The sequence below is a fragment of the Pseudomonas ulcerans genome, assembly GCF_036324125.1.
In the GTDB taxonomy this organism is placed as follows: Bacteria; Pseudomonadota; Gammaproteobacteria; order Pseudomonadales; family Pseudomonadaceae; genus Aquipseudomonas; species Aquipseudomonas ulcerans.
Genome location: NZ_JAZDQN010000036.1, coordinates 1 through 15982 on the forward strand (window position 1 = coordinate 1; position 15982 = coordinate 15982).

The 15982-nt window shown below is 67.4% G+C and carries 14 protein-coding genes and 1 pseudogene; 4 read left to right on the top strand and 11 right to left on the bottom strand.

The features are described 5' to 3' along the window. Positions 1 to 164 precede the first annotated feature (164 nt). From V0R59_RS24405 to V0R59_RS24415, 3 genes are all read right to left on the bottom strand, one after another. Positions 165 to 1274 (bottom strand): MFS transporter, encoded by a 1110-nt coding sequence (locus V0R59_RS24405; protein WP_330077254.1) that lies wholly within the window; start codon positions 1272 to 1274, stop codon positions 165 to 167. A gap of 84 nt (positions 1275 to 1358) precedes the next feature. Continuing rightward, positions 1359 to 2072 (bottom strand): alpha/beta fold hydrolase, encoded by a 714-nt coding sequence (locus V0R59_RS24410; RefSeq protein WP_330077251.1) that lies wholly within the window; start codon positions 2070 to 2072, stop codon positions 1359 to 1361. A 43-nt stretch (positions 2073 to 2115) separates the two neighbouring features. Continuing rightward, positions 2116 to 3039: a LysR family transcriptional regulator gene (locus tag V0R59_RS24415; protein WP_330077250.1), complete on the bottom strand. Its 924-nt coding sequence runs from the start codon at positions 3037 to 3039 to the stop codon at positions 2116 to 2118. A 269-nt stretch (positions 3040 to 3308) separates the two neighbouring features. Here V0R59_RS24415 and V0R59_RS24420 point away from each other — a divergent pair, with 269 nt between their 5' ends. Beyond that, positions 3309 to 4682, top strand: a complete 1374-nt coding sequence (locus V0R59_RS24420) for an MFS family transporter (protein WP_330077249.1) — start codon at positions 3309 to 3311, stop codon at positions 4680 to 4682. A 201-nt stretch (positions 4683 to 4883) separates the two neighbouring features. Here the strand turns inward: V0R59_RS24420 and V0R59_RS24425 are convergent, their stop codons facing one another. The 4 genes from V0R59_RS24425 to V0R59_RS24440 form a co-directional block, all read right to left on the bottom strand. Beyond that, positions 4884 to 6212, bottom strand: a complete 1329-nt coding sequence (locus V0R59_RS24425) for an alginate export family protein (RefSeq protein ID WP_330077248.1) — start codon at positions 6210 to 6212, stop codon at positions 4884 to 4886. A 117-nt stretch (positions 6213 to 6329) separates the two neighbouring features. Continuing rightward, positions 6330 to 7109, bottom strand: coding sequence for an SDR family oxidoreductase (locus tag V0R59_RS24430; RefSeq protein ID WP_330077247.1), 780 nt, complete (start codon positions 7107 to 7109; stop codon positions 6330 to 6332). Continuing rightward, positions 7106 to 7897, bottom strand: a complete 792-nt coding sequence (locus V0R59_RS24435; protein WP_330077246.1) for an SDR family NAD(P)-dependent oxidoreductase — start codon at positions 7895 to 7897, stop codon at positions 7106 to 7108. Before V0R59_RS24435 ends, V0R59_RS24430 begins: the two co-directional genes overlap by 4 nt. After that, a complete protein-coding gene (locus V0R59_RS24440; RefSeq protein ID WP_330077245.1) occupies positions 7894 to 8712 on the bottom strand; it encodes a molybdenum cofactor biosynthesis F family protein in 819 nt (272 codons plus the stop codon). Before V0R59_RS24440 ends, V0R59_RS24435 begins: the two co-directional genes overlap by 4 nt. A 159-nt stretch (positions 8713 to 8871) precedes the next feature. Between V0R59_RS24440 and V0R59_RS24445 the strand changes: the two genes are divergently transcribed. Both V0R59_RS24445 and V0R59_RS24450 read left to right on the top strand, forming a co-directional pair. Next, positions 8872 to 11199 carry a putative bifunctional diguanylate cyclase/phosphodiesterase gene (locus V0R59_RS24445; protein WP_330077253.1) on the top strand — a complete coding sequence of 776 codons (2328 nt, stop codon included), beginning with the start codon at positions 8872 to 8874 and terminating at the stop codon, positions 11197 to 11199. Then, positions 11187 to 12041: a phosphate/phosphite/phosphonate ABC transporter substrate-binding protein gene (locus V0R59_RS24450; protein ID WP_330077244.1), complete on the top strand. Its 855-nt coding sequence runs from the start codon at positions 11187 to 11189 to the stop codon at positions 12039 to 12041. Before V0R59_RS24445 ends, V0R59_RS24450 begins: the two co-directional genes overlap by 13 nt. Here the strand turns inward: V0R59_RS24450 and V0R59_RS24455 are convergent, their stop codons facing one another. The 4 genes from V0R59_RS24455 to V0R59_RS24470 all read right to left on the bottom strand — a co-directional run bounded on the left by V0R59_RS24455 (position 12042) and on the right by V0R59_RS24470 (position 15058). Beyond that, the gene (locus V0R59_RS24455) at positions 12042 to 12416 is read right to left on the bottom strand and encodes a GFA family protein (RefSeq protein ID WP_330077243.1); all 375 of its coding nucleotides are present in this window, start codon (positions 12414 to 12416) and stop codon (positions 12042 to 12044) included. Between the two features lie 298 nt (positions 12417 to 12714). Further along, complete coding sequence (locus V0R59_RS24460) at positions 12715 to 13371, bottom strand: helix-turn-helix transcriptional regulator (protein WP_330077242.1); 657 nt, start codon at positions 13369 to 13371, stop codon at positions 12715 to 12717. Then, positions 13368 to 13811 carry a GlcG/HbpS family heme-binding protein gene (locus tag V0R59_RS24465; protein ID WP_330077241.1) on the bottom strand — a complete coding sequence of 148 codons (444 nt, stop codon included), beginning with the start codon at positions 13809 to 13811 and terminating at the stop codon, positions 13368 to 13370. Before V0R59_RS24465 ends, V0R59_RS24460 begins: the two co-directional genes overlap by 4 nt. Further along, positions 13808 to 15058 (bottom strand): MFS transporter, encoded by a 1251-nt coding sequence (locus V0R59_RS24470; protein WP_375547408.1) that lies wholly within the window; start codon positions 15056 to 15058, stop codon positions 13808 to 13810. Before V0R59_RS24470 ends, V0R59_RS24465 begins: the two co-directional genes overlap by 4 nt. Before the next feature lie 655 nt (positions 15059 to 15713). On the opposite strand from V0R59_RS24470, the pseudogene V0R59_RS32050 reads away from it, so the two are divergent. Then, positions 15714 to 15971, top strand: a pseudogene (locus V0R59_RS32050) (PAS domain-containing protein); the annotation flags it as partial. Between the last annotated feature and the right edge of the window lie 11 nt (positions 15972 to 15982).

Here is a 15982-nt window from a genome sequence, read left to right on the forward strand (position 1 = left end):
CGTAGGGCCTGATGTGGGAGCGAGCGGTTTTGCTTACTTTTTCCAAGAAAAAAGTAAGCCGCCGTAAAGGCGGAAGGCGTCGGTGGTGTCACCGCCGCGACCGGATATGCTCGCAGCACCAGCACCAGCACCAGCACCAGCACCAGCAATCGCAAGCAACCCCCTCACAGCACCCGGATCAACAACCCCACCAACACCAGATTCACCACCGCCAACCCGCTCATCGCCCCCAGCACCGCGCCCGGCCCGGCCACCTGCAACAGCCAGCCACCGAGCAACGGCGTCGCCGCCTGGCCGATCAGCGAGGGCAGCGACATCCGCCCCATCAACAGCACATAGTTGGCCGGCGACATCAACGCCAGCGGCAGCAACCCACGCACGATGGCCCGCAGGCCATTGCCGAAGCCATACAGCACAAGCCCCAGCGCCGTCGCCAGCGGCATCAGCGTCACCAGCAGCAACCCCGCCGCCACCAGCACCACGGAAATCAGCGTGGTCCACACAGGATGTCGCTTGCTGGCGAACATCTGCACGATCCGCGAACCCACCTGGGCCGGGCCAAGTACCGCCGCGAAGCCGATGGCCGCCGCCAGGCTGTGGCCCTGGCCCTGGAGGATCGACACCAGGTGCACCGACACTGCCGTCATCAGCACCGCACCAATGGCGAAGATCGCCGTGAGTAGCCAGTACACCCGCGGATCGACGCGGTCTTCGCCGGCCTGCCGGGCCGTGCTGCCGATGCTGATCCCCACCCCCGCCGGCAACACCCGGCGGTACAGCGGCGCGACGCTGAGGATCAACACCACGGCATAGGCCACGCAGGTCATGCGCCAGCCCAGATGGCTGATCAGCCACGCCACCAGCGGCCAGGTCAGGGTCGAGGCGAAGCCGGAGATCAGGGTGATGCCGGTGATCGCACTGGCCGCCCTGGCGCCGTAGAGCGCGCCGAGGGTGGCGAACAGCGCTTCGTACAGCCCAAGGGCCATGCCGATGCCGATCACCACCCACGCCGCGAGAAACCAGGGCAGCGAGTGTGCCGCCGCCATCAACAGCAGCCCGGCCGCCACCGCCAAACCGCTGCTGGCCAGCACGGGGCGGCCGCCGAAACGGGCGACCAGGCGGCTGGTGGACGGCGCGAGCACGGCCGAGACCAGCAACGCCAGCGACAGCGCGCCGTACACCCAGGGACTGGCCCAGCCGGTGTCGGCGACGATCGGCGCGGCCATCACCGCCATGAGGAAGAACGAGCCGCCCCAGACCAGGATCTGCAACAGGCCGAGGACGAAGATTCCGGGCAGGCCGGGGAGAACAGCAGGGTCTTTCACGAGGACATCCGGAACGAGCGGGGAAAACGGGAGTCAGGCGTCGAAGGCGCCATCCAGCCAGCGGCCGAGCAGTTCGGTGGTGCGCTCGGGGTGCTCCAGCGGCGGCAGGTGGCCGCATTCATCGAGCACCTCCAGGTGCGCGCCGGCGATGCCGGCGTGGATCAGCCGGGCCTCGGCCAGCGGAGTGATCTCGTCCTGCGCGCCGAACAGCACCAGGGTCGGCACGCGGATCGTCTCCAGCACCGGACGGTAGTCGGCGCGGTCGATGATCGCTTGCTGCTGGCGGATGAAGCCTTCGCGGCCAATGGCGTCGGCCATCGCCATCACCACCTCGGGCACCGTGGTATCAAGGCTGCGGGCATGCATCAGGCGCGGCAGCAGTTGCGGGGTGACGCCCTTGAACTTGCCCAGGCTGGCCAGCTCCAGCAGACCACGGCGGACCCGGGCCCGGGCCGCTTCGTCGGGGCGGGCCATGGTGTCGAGCAAGGCCAGGCGCGCGACCCGCTCGGGGGCACGCTTGAGGATCTCGAAGGCCACGTAGCCACCCATGGACAGCGCGGCCAGGGCGAAGCGCGGCGGCGCCTGGTCCAGCACTCGCTCGGCCATGGCGGCGATGGCGGTGTCCTGGCTCAGGTCGGGGATCGATACCGGGCGATCGGCTGCGAACGCGGCTTGCTGGTGCGCCCACAGGCGATGGTCGTTGAGCAGGCCGGGCAGCATCACCAGGGGAAGGTTGTCGCGGGACAAGCGGGGTACTCCTGAAAACGGAAAAGAGAAAAGCAGCCGGACGCTACAGCATGTGCCCGGCCCAGATACGCCGCTCCACCAGGTCGGCGGCGATCTCGATGAAGGCCTCGGCGACGAAGCGCGCAGCCGGTGCCACCCGGCGATCGGCGGGGAACACCTGGACCAGCTTGCGCATCGGCACCGGGTCCACCAGCGGCGCGGCGCACAGGCTGCCGTTCTCCACCTGGTTCCAGATCGAGGCAAGGGGCAGGGCGGTGAGGCCGAAGCCGTTGCGCACCAGGTCGATCATGGCGCCGAAGGAGTCGGCCTCGACGCTGCTGGTCAGCTTCACCCCGACCTCCCGCGCGCAGTTGTCGAGGATCACCCGCAGGCCGTGGCGGGCGCTGGGCACTACCAGCTCGTGCTCGGCGAGGGTGGCGAAGCGCACCGGGGAGTCCAGGCGCAGGCCGGCCTCGGGCGGGCCCACCAGCAGCAGGTTTTCCATCATCACCGGGACGATGCGCAGGGTGTGCAGCGGCTGCGGGTCATAGGTGATCGCCAGCTCCAGCTCGCCGCGCTGCAGCCAGTCCAGCAGGTAGCCGCTGTAGGCCGAGGAAAAGCGCACGGCGAGGCTGGGCTGGGCGTCGCGGATCTTGCGTACCAGCGGCACGGTGATGATCTCGGCCACGGTCGGCGTGGTGCCGATCACCACGGTGCCGCGGAAGTTGGTACGCCCGCCGACCACCGAACTGCGGATCGACTCCATCTCTTCCATGATCCGCGTGGCATGGGCCAGCACTTCGCGGCCGACCTCGGTGATCACCATGCCGCGTCCGTGACGCTCGAACAGGTAGGCCCCCAGTTCCTTTTCCAGCATGCGGATCTGCCGGCTGAGGGCCGGCTGGGCGATGTGCAGGCGATCGGACGCCTTGCTCAGGCTGCCGAGTTCGGCAACGTGGATCAGGGTCTTGAGTTGAACGACGTCCATTGGCAGGCCAGTCAGGTTTCACGGGGAAGCAGCTGTCGGCAAGTGTATACAGATTGTTTCACCGAGGAAGCGCCTGGGCTCTCCCAGAAGTCTCGGCCGGTGCCGCGAAACCCAGGCAGGCCGCGGCCTGCAGCCGTTCCATAAAATTTCGGCATATCAGTTAGGCCGGTGTCCGGTCTTATGGTCCCACCCGGCCTGCGGTAGCGTGAATCCAGTGCCGGTCACCCCCTTTCCGGCGCCCTACAAGAACAAGATTCAAGGGTGAAACCATGTCCGCATCGTCTCCGCAATCCGCCGCTCGCGGCGCAGATCTCACGCAATCCCAACGCGTCAAGGCCATCCTCGGTGCCTGTTCGGGCAACCTGGTGGAGTGGTACGACTTCTTCATCTATGCCTACACGGCGATCTACTTCGCCGCCGCGTTCTTCCCCAAGGGCGACACCACCACGCAACTGCTGGCCACAGCCGGAGTGTTCGCCGTGGGCTTCTTCATGCGTCCGCTGGGCGGCTGGATCTTCGGCTGGATCGCCGATACCCGGGGGCGCAAGGTGTCGATGATCATCTCGGTGTTCATGATGTGCGGCGGCTCGCTGCTCATCGCCCTGATGCCCACCTACGACAGCATCGGCATCGCCGCGCCGGTGCTGCTGGTGGTCGCCCGGCTGATCCAGGGCCTGTCGGTGGGCGCCGAGTACGGCACCGGCGCCACCTATATCAGCGAGATCGCCACCCCCGGGCGGCGTTGCTTCTATGGTTCGTTCCAGTACTTCACCATCATCGCCGGGCAACTGCTGGCGTTGATGACCGTGGTCATCCTGCAGCAGACCCTGAGCGACGAGCAGTTGCGCGAGTGGGGCTGGCGCATTCCGTTCTTCATCGGTGCGGTGAGTGCGGTGGTCGTGGTCTACCTGCGGCGCTCGATGCGCGAGACCGCATCGAAGCAGGACATGCGCCGCAAGGAAGCCGGCTCGCTGCGCGGCATGTTCCGCCACAAGCGCGCGGTGGCGCTGGTGCTGGCCTTCACCATCGGCGGTTCGTTGTACTTCTATACCTTCACCACCTACATGCAGAAGTTCCTGGTGATCTCCAGCGGCTTCAGCCCGGAGACGGTGAGCTTCATCATGACCGCCGCGCTGATCGGCTTCATGCTCCTGCAGCCGCTGCTCGGCCTCCTGGCCGACCGGGTCGGGATCAAGATGCACATGCTGTTGTTCTCGGGGCTGGCGATGCTGCTGGTGATCCCGCTGCTGCTGGCCTTGCAGTCGGTGAGCAATGCCTTCGTGGCGTTCCTGCTGGTGTTCGCCGGGCTGGCGGTGGCGTCGTTCTATACGCCGATCGCCGGGATCGTCAAAGCCGAGCTGTTCCCGCCGGCGGTGCGCGCGCTGGGGGTCGGTTTTCCTTATGCGGTGGGTAACGCGGCGTTCGGCGGGACTGCGGAGTACGTGGCGCTGTCGTTTCGTGCCCAGGGGGTGGAAACCTATTTCTTCTTCTATGTGGTGGCGGTGCTCTGCGTGACCTTCATCGCTTCGCTGCTGATGCCGAACCTGACCCGGCATGGGTACATCAGCGGGGATGGCGACGTCGAGACGAATACCGGGCTGGGGTGTGCTGGGCGCGGTGTGGTGGGGGATGGGGTGCGCTGAGGGACAGGTAAACCGCTGGGCGCCGGCTCTCATATAGCACCGCATGACTTATTGATTTACCGGGGACTTGTGGGAGCGGGTTCACCCGCGATTGCGTCGGTGATGCCACCATCGTAATCGCGGGTAAACCCGCTCCCACAGAGTCCGTGTCGCTCCTGGATCTGCTCTCTGCGCGACAGCGCAGCCTGAAAAGTCAGATGATCAGAACGGCACGGCCACCGTCAGCTGGCTGTACACATTGGTGCCATTGCCCCCCACCTGGTTGCCGCCGTTGCTCTCGTCCTTCTTCGGTTGGTACAGGCCCACCAGCGGGCTGATGATCAGGTGCTCGTTCACCGCCCACTCCACGTAGAAGTCCAGTTCCCGCGCATCCAGGTTCAGGGTGTCGCGGGTGCGCAGGGTGTTGAAGTCGAAGTACAGCGCGCCCACCGTCAGGTTCTCCAGCGGCGTGGCCTTCAGGCCCACGTGGTGAATCCCGGTATTGCTGTTGAACGGCCCGGAATAGTTGGCCGCCACTTCGCCCTGGAACCAGGTGCCATAGCCGGTGCTCAGGCCGGTGAACAGCGAATCCCAGCCCTGGGAGTAGCGGGTGTAGCGGTAGGTGACCTTGGGCGACCAGGCGACATCGGCGAAGGTGTAGCCCGCCTCGGCGTACCAGGCCTTCTCCGGCCCGGCGTCCTTGTCCTGCCAGGCGTATTCGAAGGCGAAGCTGGCATTCTCGATGCCGGCACTGCCTTCGCCGCGCAGGCTGTAGACGTCCATGTTCTCGCGCTCTTTCTGGAAGTCGCTGGCCCACTGGTCGGTGACGTCGAGGCCGTGGACCCAGGTCAGGCCCAGGGTGCCGGCGTCGGTGGTGTAGTCCAGGGTGCCGGCGGCCAGTTCGGTTTCGGCCTGGGCGCGGTTGTCCGATTTCAGCCACAGCACGCTGCCGTGCAGGCCCTCCTGGCCACCGAGCTTGAGCACCGCGGTGCGGTCGAAGGCGTGGCGGGCCGCCAGGTAGTAGGCGCCGCCACGGTTCAGCGCGCCGTCGGCCGGGCCCTTGCCGAGGTTGGGACCGTCGTCGTTGATCAGGAAGCCGCTGCCGATCTTGACCACCTGGCGCCCGGCGGAGAAGTCCACGCCATCCTTGCCCAGGGCCGGGAACAGGTCGCCGGAGCGCCAGCCGAGGAAGGCGTCCTCGATCTTGGTGGTGCGCTCGGAACCGTCGGTGTTGCCGGCAGCATCGCCGTCACCCCAGGTGGCCGAGCTGACCAGGTTGAAGGTGCCGTAGAGGGTGCCGGCGCCGCCAAGACCCTGGTCGCCGCTGATGCCGTACTTGATGAAACCTTCGCGCCAGGTGGAACCGCCCGTGGTGCCGTCGTAGTTCTTGCGGCTGTTGAACATGCCCCATACCGCGAGCATGTCGGCGTTGAGGTGGGTGTCGTCGTCCGCGTACAGCTCGTAGGCCAGCGCCGGCTGGGCCGCTGCCAGAGTGACCAGGCTCAGGCCGATGGCCCGGGCCAGCGGTAACAGGCGATGTTGCTTGTCCATTGGTATTCCCCCATTTCTTGTTGGCAGTTGTGCTGTAGCGAGGGGCTATTAGGGCGCCGGCAACCACGGCAAGTCTTGTTCGTGGCTGCCAGCGTTCTTGATCGCAATGGCCAGCAATCAGCCATTACTCTCCAGGGTGGCGAGGGTTTCCGGCAGGGTGGCGCCACCATCGACGATCAGGGTCTGGCCGGTGATGTAGGCGGCGTTGTCCGAGGCGAGGAAGAGCATGGCGGCGGCGATGTCCTGCGGTTCGCCGAGACGGCCCAGCGGCACGCTGTTGGCGATCCGGGCGTTGAGGCTGGCGTCGCCGAGGTTGTCCATGGCCGGGGTGCGGATCATGCCCGGCTCGACGCCGTTGACCCGCACGCCATGGCCCGCCAGTTCCAGCGCGGCGCTGCGGATGAAGCCGTTGACCCCGGCCTTGGACGCGGCGTAGTGGCTGAGCCCCGGGTAGGCCACCCGTGGTCCGGTCACCGAGGAAGTGACCAGCACGTTGCCGCGCCCCTGGCGACGGAACAGCGGCAGGGCGCCCTGGGTCAGCCAGAACAGCGCCGACAGGTTGACGTCCAGGGTGCGCCGCAGCAGCGCTTCGTCGATCCGTTCGAACGGCGTCAGCGGGAAGTACGCGGCGTTGTGCACCAGCACATCGAGGCGCGGCAGCCCGGCCAGCAGCGTGGCGACAGCCTCGCGGTCGGCGAGGTCGATGCCGCTGGCACTGGCCTGGTGGCCCTCGCCCTTGAGCTGGTCCACCAGGGCCTGGGCGCCTTCCAGGTTGAGGTCGGCGATCAGCACCGAGGCCCCGGCGCGGGCGAAGCCCTCGACGATGGCCCGGCCGATGCCCTGGGCGCCGCCGGTGACCAGCACGTGCTGGCCGCTGAAATCGAAGCGAGCATTCATGACGGGTTCTCCAGGCGGGTATAGGCCAGGGTCGGCACGTCGACGATGGTCGAGCCACCATCGGCGGCGATCACCGCGCCGGTGACGATCGATGCCTCGGCACTGATGAGGAACTGGCACAGCGCGGCGATCTCGTCCGCCGTGGCCGGGCGGCGCAGCGGTACGTCGGCGGTGACCCGGCGGTAGGCGGCGTCGAGGTCTTCGCCGTAGTGCTGCATCAACGGCTGCATTTCCTCGTCGGCCATGGGCGTGCGCACCCAGCCCGGACACACGCAGTTGACGCGCACGCCCTGCGGCCCGAAGTCCCGGGCCAGCGAACGATTGAGGCCGACCAGCGCATGCTTGGCCGTGGTGTAGCCGCACACCTCGGGCCCCGCCGCCAGCGAGGCGATGGAGCCCAGCAGGACGATGCTGCCGCGCCGCTCCACCAGCAGCGGCAGGCAGGCGCGGGCGCTGTGGAAGGCGCTGTGCAGGTTGCCGCGCATGGCGGCTTCCCAGGCCTCGTCGCTGGTCTCCAGGGCGCTGCCCAGGCCATGGCCGCCGGCGCAGCAGACCAGCGCGTCGAGTCCGCCGAAGCGGGCGCGGATCTGCTCGACGAAGCCGGCCCAGGTGGCGCTGTCGGCGGCATCGCCGGCCAGCACCAGGGCGTCGGTCCCGGCTGCCACCTGTTCCAGCGCTGCGCGCCGCCGGCCGACCAACACCAGGTTGTCACCCAGGGCGGCCAGGCGCCTGGCGCAGGCCGCGCCGATGCCGCTGCCGGCACCGGTGATCAGCACGGTGCGCTTCATGCTTCGTGGACCGTGGTGTTGATCAGGTTGCAGTACGAGGACACCGGGAAGTTGCTGAAGGCGTCGAAGCTGCCCTCGGCATAGCCGAAGATCTTGCCGTCGCTGCGGTGCTCGCGCAGGTCGATCATCACCAGGCCCAGGGTCGGGATGATCTTTTCGCGCCAGACGAACAGGTACAGCTCGTCGGCGATCTTGTAGTAATGGCAGCGGTCGGTATCGCACAGGCCTTGTTCGACGCCCTTCAGGCACTGCCAGGTGTAGTAGTTCTCGTTGAGGTAGATGTGCTCGTATTCCTCGGTCGGGCTGTAGCGGTAGCGGTTGCGGATGCCCACCAGCTCGGCGGTCGGTGCGTGCGGGCAGGCGCCTTCCTGCCAGGGCTTGTCCAGGCTGCCGTGGAGGAACTGTGCTTCGACGCAGGTCAGGTTCTTGCCGGACAGGGCGCGGTGGTAGATGCCTTGCTGGGTCTCCTGCTCGGACGGCATGTTGCCGATTACGGCGGTGAAGGACTGGCTCAGGGTGTCGATGATCAGGGTGATCGACCAGGTCTGGCCCTGTTCGGTCTTGAGGAAGTCCACCAGGTAGATGCCCGGGCGCACCGAGGTGGCGCGGTACGGCGCGCTGCCGCTGGAGTGGCCGTCGGCGGCGTGCCAGTGCAGTTGCTCGGCGTCGAAGCGGTGCTCGATGACCCAGCCGTTGGCGAAATGCAGGGTCAGCTGGCGGCCGGCCAGCTCGGCCAGTTGCGGCAGGATGAAGGCCTCGGGCGCGAAGCCTTCGGCCAGGGCGCCTACGGTGATCCAGTCGGTTTGGGTGGTCATGGGGGTGGCTCCGTACTTGTTGTTGGGAGCCACGATGGTGACGCGAGCCGGGGCCGGGCGGTATCAACCGGATGGTTGAGGCGGGGTTGGCATACCAGTCATCTGTCTGTCATGAATTGGTATTAATGTGCCATCACCTAGCGGCAGGAATGAATCGTGGTGATCCGCCGGTCCTTGTCTTCGTTCAACGTTCTGCAGTTTCTCCTGCTGTCCTCGGCGCTGGCGATCCTGTCGTTCGTCTGGATCTCGTACTTCCAGCAGCGCGCCACCTCGGAGCAGGAAGCCCTGGCGGCCAAGGCTTCGGAGCACCTCAACCTGGCCACCATGGCGGCGGAGAATCTCAGCCAGCTGGTGGACCGCGCGCAGACCATCGGCCGCGCCGCCCAGGCCGACATGCGCGACAGCGGGCCAGGACGCTGGAGCCTGGTACGCATGCTCGCCGAAGACCCGGTGCTCAAGCGCATGAGCCTGTACCGCTTCGATGGCGACCTGCTGTCCGCCAGCCACAGCGATGAACCGCAGCAGTTGCCCGAGGCGTGGCTGTCGGCCCTGCGCGAGCATATCGGTCGCTACGGCTTCAAGCCGTTCCTGCCGCCGCTGGATGCCGCGGCCCGGGAAACCGCCGAGATCAACTGGCGCCTGCCGTTCCTCCTGCCGCTGACCGAACCGTCCCGCGGCCAGCCGGAAAGCATTCTTTTAGTGCAGTTGGATATCGGCTACCTGGCGGTGCTGTTCCAGCATATCGACCTGGGCAACAGCGGCCTGATGCGCCTGCTCGACAACGCCGGTCACGAGCGCCTGCGCATCGGCAACAGCGGCGTGGTGGTGGCCGGGGAGGCGCTGATGCCGAACCTGCCGGACACCATCGAGGCCTCCGGGCGGCTCGCCCAGTTCAGCCTCGACGGTCGTTACCAGAGCCTGTTCCGCAAGGTATCGGCGCGGGGCTTCAGCATCGTCGTGAGCCAGCGCGAAGACGAGATCCTCGCGCCGTCGCGCGTGCTCTACGAGCGCCAGTTGTGGGTCAACCTGAGCCTGACCCTGCTGATCCTCGGCGGCGTGTTCTGGGGCTGGCGCGTGCTGGGCAAGCGCGAGGAAGCCTTTGCCGCGCTGGAGCAGGCGCAGCGGATCAACCAGCAGCTGATCCAGCGTCTGGAAGAAGAACACCGGCGCAGCAGTCACGCGGCGGCCACCGATCACCTCAGCGGCCTGCACAACCGCCGCCAGTTCATGGAAACCGCGGCGCGGGTGCTGGCCGAGCAGCGCAGCAAGCGGCGCCTGATGGCGATCCTGTTCATCGACATGGACCGCTTCAAATCCATCAACGACTCCCTCGGCCACAAGGTCGGCGACCTGTTGCTGCAGGCCGTGGCCGGGCGCATCCGCCGCGCCCTGGAGCCGGGGGACGAGGCCGCGCGTTTCGGCGGCGACGAGTTCGTGGTGCTGTTGGCCGGCGCGCGCAGCGAAGAGCAGATCGACCTGTGGGTGCGCATGCTGCTCAACAAGCTGTCGGCGATCTACTCGCTGGACCAGCATGAACTGAACAGCAGCCCCAGCATCGGCGTGAGCATCTGCCCGCGGGACGGTGTGTCGGTGGACGAGCTGATCCGCCATGCCGACGCGGCCATGTACTCGGCCAAGCAGGCCGGGCGCGGCCAGTACCGCTTCTTCGACCCGTCGCTGAATGTCGTCGATGTCGGCGAGTTCGCCCTGGAACAGGCCTTTGGTCCGGCGCTGAAGGAACGCCAGTTCGTCCTGCATTTTCAGCCCAAGGTGCGTTTCGACAGCATGCGCGTCGAGGGCTACGAGGCCCTGGTGCGCTGGCAGCACCCACAGTTCGGCCTGCTCTATCCCGACCGCTTCATTTCCCTTGCCGAGCGCAGCGGCTTCATCGTCGACCTGGGCTGGGAAGTGTTGCGCCTGGGCTGCGAGGCACTGGTGGACTGGCAGGCCCGGGGGATCCAGTCCGGGCTGGCGATCAATGTCTCGCCCTTGCAGTTGCGCCAGCCGGACTTCAGTTCCCGGCTGCTGGACGAGCTGCGCCAGCATGGCGTGGAGCCGCGCTTCCTGGAGCTGGAAATCACCGAAACCACGGTGCTCGACGACGAAGGCCAGGGCATCAAGCACCTGCAGGCCCTGCGTGATGCCGGGCTGAGCATCAGCCTGGACGATTTCGGCCAGGGCTATTCCGGCTTCTCCCACCTGCAGGCGTTGCCGATCAACCGCCTGAAGATCGACCGCACCCTGATCGCCCAGCTCTCCAACAGCCACGACGACAGCCCCATCGTGGTGTCCACCATCATCCTCGCCAAGCGCCTGGGCCTGGAAGTGGTGGCCGAGGGCGTGGAAACCCGCGAGCAGGTGGTCTACCTGCGCCTGGCCGGCTGCGACTTTGCCCAGGGCTACCACTTCAGCCGTCCGCTGACCGTGGCCCAGCTCGAAGAATACCCACCCTTCATCGACGCGACGGAAACTGCATGCGAGCACTGATCTGCCTGTTCTGCCTGATGCTGCTCGGCTTGCCGGCGGCCGCCGAATGCCGGCAACCGGCGTTGCGTATCGCGGTGATTCCGAAAAAGAGCATGGAAGTGCTGATGCAGGACTACCAGCCGTTGCTGGAGCGCCTGCACAAGGCCCTGGGGGTTCCGGTGTCGATCGTCCCGGCTTCGTCCTATGAAAGCGTGGTGGATGCCGTGGTGTCCGGCGGCGTCGACGTCGCCTGGCTGGGGCCGGCGGCCTACGTCCTGGCGCAGCAGCGCGACCCGAGCATCGAGCCGTTCGCCGTGCTGGCGATCAGGAAAGGCTATTTCACCCCGGCCGGGCATCACTACCAGGCCTTGCTCCTGGCGCGGCGCGGGGTGGCGGAGGATCTTGAGTCGCTGCGGGGCACGCGGGTGGCCCTGAGCGATCCGGCCAGCACCTCGGGCAGCGTGGTGCCCAACGTCGAGTTCGCCGCCCGGGTCGGACAGCCGCTGGCACGCTTCTTCGGTTCGGTGGCCTACAGCGGTTCCCATGACAAGTCGCTGGACGCGCTGCTGGAAGGCCGGGTGGACGCCGCCTTCGTCGCCAGCGTGCGCGCCGATGCCTACCTGAACAGCGGCAGGATCGCGCGGGATACCTTCAACGTGCTGTGGCGCTCGGAGCGCATCTACTACGACCCCTATGTGTTCCGCGGCAACCTGTGCGCCGGGTACAAGGCGCGGATCCGCGCGGCGATGCTGGAGAACCAGGAGGGGCTGGCGGCCTTCCTTGCGTCCCAGGATGCCAGCGCCATCGCCCCGGTCGGGCGGGCGGAGTACGCGCCGCTGGTGCGGATGATGGAGACCCGTTGATCAGCTCCGCGACCAGGCGGGCTGGCCGTCGGCGAAGGCGTGGGATACGGGCGTGAGTTCGTCGCGGTGCGGGTCGTCCAGGGTGCCTGCCAGCAGGGCGATGGTCGGCGCGTCGTCGATGGCGCCGAGGGAACTGCCGCAGCGCGGGCAGAAGGCGCGGCTGGAATAGTCCGAGGAGCGGTACAGTGCGGGCTCGCCGCCTTCGCCGGTCCATTCCACCTTGTCCCGGGGGAATTCGATCCAGAGCGCGGTCAGGGCGCCGGTGTGCTGCTGGCAATAGCGGCAGGAGCAGGTGTGCGGGTTGCCGGCGGGGGCCTGGGCGCTGTAGCGGATCCAGCCGCAGAGGCAGCCGCCTTGGTAGGGGAGTGGGTTCATCGTGCCTTCCGTGGTTTCGGGTTGGGCGTAGCTTAGACGACCGTGGAAATCCACACATCTCGGAAGGGCAGCGCGGGCCCTGTGGGAGTCCGCCCTGCCTTTCAGGCTGCGCTGTCGTGCAGAGAACAGGTCCAAGAGCGACGCGGACTCTGTGGGAGCGGGTTTACCCGCGATGGCATCGGTGGATTCACTATCGCAATCGCGGGTAAACCCGCTCCCACAAGGTCCAGCTAAATCAATAAGTTATATGGTGTTCTATGAGAGCGGGTCCGCATTACCTTGTCGGCTCTTGCAGGCACTACAGAAACAACGCCCCCACCAATTCCGTCCGGTTCCTCACCCCCACCTTCCTGAACAGATTGATCAGGTGGGTCTTCACCGTCGGCAGCCCCAGCCCCAGTTCCCGCGCCAGGGTCTTGTTGCAGGCCCCGCCTTGCAGCAGCAGGGCAATCTCCCGTTCCCGCGGTGTCAGCCCGGCAAGGCGGTCCGCGGTGGGCGCCGGCAATTGCCGCGCCGCCATCTGCATCAAGCCATGCAACGGCAACAGGCGCTCCAGCTCCGTCGCGCTGAACGCCCCCAGCGAGCCGTCGCGCAGCAACGAAACCCCCGCCGCCAGGCGCCCGTCCACCCAGGCCATGATCTCCACCACGTCCACCACCCGGTGCTGGTCGAGAAAGCCCAGGTATTCCCGTCCATGGGCCGCATCGTGGTGCGCCAGGCCCTGGCGCAGCGATACCACCGGCAGGCCGATGGCCTTGCAGTTGTCCGGCTTGAGCGGGTCGAGATGGCGGTAATGCTCCAGGTAGCGGTGGTGCATGGGCGCCTGCATGCCCAGCAATTCGAAGTCGCAGGCCTGCATCTGCTCGTCGATCCGGTAGAACGCCGCCAGGCTCGCCGGCACCTGCTGGCTGAAGGCGTGCAGGCAGTAGCGCCCCAGCTCCTGCGCGCTGTTCATGGCGCGCCCAGCAGTGCGTCGACCCTGGCCACGGCGGCGCGGGCGCACTCGGCATCCATGGCTTCCGAGGCGCCGGACACACCGATGGCGCCGATCACCTGGCCGTCATGCAGGAACGGCTCGCCACCGCCGAACAGGGCCAGGTTCGGCTGCAACGGCAAGCCTTCGCGGACCGCCGCCGAGGCTTTCTGCAGGCGCTCCTCCCAGGCCGAGGTCGACACGCCGAAACCGGCGGCGGCCAGCGCCTTGTTCAGGGCGATGGCCTGGGACGGCCGCGGCGCGCCGTCCATGTGCGCGCTATGGATCATCTGGCCGCTGGCGTCGAGGATCGCCAGGCTGACCCTCAGGCCGGCCTGCTCGGCGAATTCGACAGCGGCGCCGAGGGCCTGCATGGCCAGGCGCAGGGTGATGGTCGGTTGCTGACGCAGCAGGGTGGTCATCGGGCGGATTCCTCCACGGCAGGTTCAGGGATGGCGCGCACCCGCAGCGCCACTTGCCACAGGCAGTACAGCGCGAGCAGGACGGCGGCGACGGACATCGCCCAGGGCCCGCCAAGACGGGCAGCCAGCAGCCCGGCGAGCAGGCCGCCGATGGCGTCGAAGCCGAAGCGGGTCGAGGTGTAGATCGACACCACCCGGCCGCGCAGCGCTTCCGGCGCCTGGCTTTGCAGGAGGATGTTGGTGCCGACGTTGTTGATGGTGACGCCGAAGCCGAGGATCAGCATGGCCAGCAGCGACAGCGGCAGGCTGCGGCTGCTGGCGAACAGCAGCAGGCCGAGGGCGCTGGCGATGGCGGAAAACAGGATCAGGCCGCGCAGCCGGTCGGCGCCTTGTTGCCCGGCCAGCAGCACCGTGGACAGCAGCGAGCCCAGCCCGGCGGCGCCCCACAGCCAGCCGAGGGTGCGCGCGTCGCCGGCGAAGATGTCGTGGGCGAACACCGGCAGCAGCACGGCATAGGTGGAGGCGGTGAGGTTGACCACCAGTACGCCGAGGATCAGCCCGCGCAGCGATGGCGAATGCCATACGTGATCGAGGCCTTCGCGAAACAGGTGGCGCATGTTGCCGCTGGCCTTTTCCCCTGGCGCCAGGCGCACCGCCAGCAGGCCGAGGATCAGGCCGCCATAGGACAGCGCATTGAGGGCGAAGCACAGCGCCTCGCCGGTCACTGCCAGAAGCAGCCCGGCCAGCGGCGGGCCGATGAAGCGCGAGCAGGTGAACAGCATGGCGTTGAGGGCGAGGGCGTTGGCCAGGTCGTCGCGGTCGTCCACCAGGCGGCTGAGCAGCGACTGGCGCAGCGGCGTGTCCACCGCATTGAGGATGCCGAGGCTGGCGGCGAGCAGGACGATCAGGGTCGGGTTGATCAGCTCCAGCCAGGTCAGCACCGCCAGCACCAGGGCCTGCACGCCGAGCAGGCCTTCGACCTTCATCAGCAGGCGGCGCTTGTCGTGGCGGTCGATCCAGGCGCCGGCGATCGGCCCCACCAGCAGTTGCGGCAGGAGCGTGGCGCAGGTGGTGAGGCCGAGCAGCGCGGCCGAGCCGGTCAGGCGATAGACCAGCCAGGACAAGGCCACGGTCTGCACCCAGGTGCCCAGGGTGGAAATCGCGTGGCCGATGAAATACAGCCGGAAATTGCGGTGATGCAAGGCCCGCAGGACCGGGGGCCAGCGGTTCGGTTGTGCAGCTTTCACGATCGGGAACGCCATGTGCCGGAGAAAGAACGGGGCCGCCGCCAGCGAGCCCCGTGCCTGACTCTACCGGCTTGCGCAGGGAACGTCTTGCCTTTGCCTGTCGCCGGCATGGATCTGCGTGCCAGGGGCTGGCAGCGACGGTCAAGTGCCCGGCACCCGGATGCAAGACGTAGTCGGCGCTTTTCCGTTCAACTCGCTGTTTTTCACTGCCGAACGGTGTGCGCTGATGTTTTTCAGGAACGATCATTGGGTGCAGGAACTGGAGTCGCTGCTGGCGCGGATCAGCCAGGGCCAGCTGTGGGGCGATGTCGAAACACCGCAACTGCAGCGCCACCCGGCGTTGCTCGCCGCCTTGCGCGGGTTGGCGATGGATCGCCAGGCCGACCGCCGCCAGCTCGACGAAGCCCGTGCCCAGGCGGGCGACCTCAGCACGCAGATCGAGCAGGCGCGCCGCCAGGGCGATGCCGCCCAGGCTGAGTCCGCGCGCCTGGAACAGCGCTGCGCCGACCTGCAGGCAATGCTCGGCGAGATGCAGCAACAACTGGAAGCCCAGCGCCAGCAGGCGGCGATCTGGGCGCAGCTTGAATCGACGATCACCGAGGGCACCTGGGACATCAAGGTGGTCGGCGGCGACCTGCAGCACCCCGACAGCCACATGCGCATTTCCAACCAGTTCCGTGCGGTGATGGGCTACGGCGCCAGCGAGTTGCCGGATGGCTGGGACGCCCAGGTCAGCATCACCCACCCCGACGACCTGCCGCAGATCATGGCGATCTTCGACCGCGAGATCCTCAAGCCCGGCGCCAGCGGCGAGTACGTCTTCGAATACCGCATGCGCCACAAGACCCGCGGCTATATCTGGTGCCGCGAACGGGGCTGTGCCGTGCGCGACGAGCGTGGCGTGCTGACCCGGGTGATCGGCGC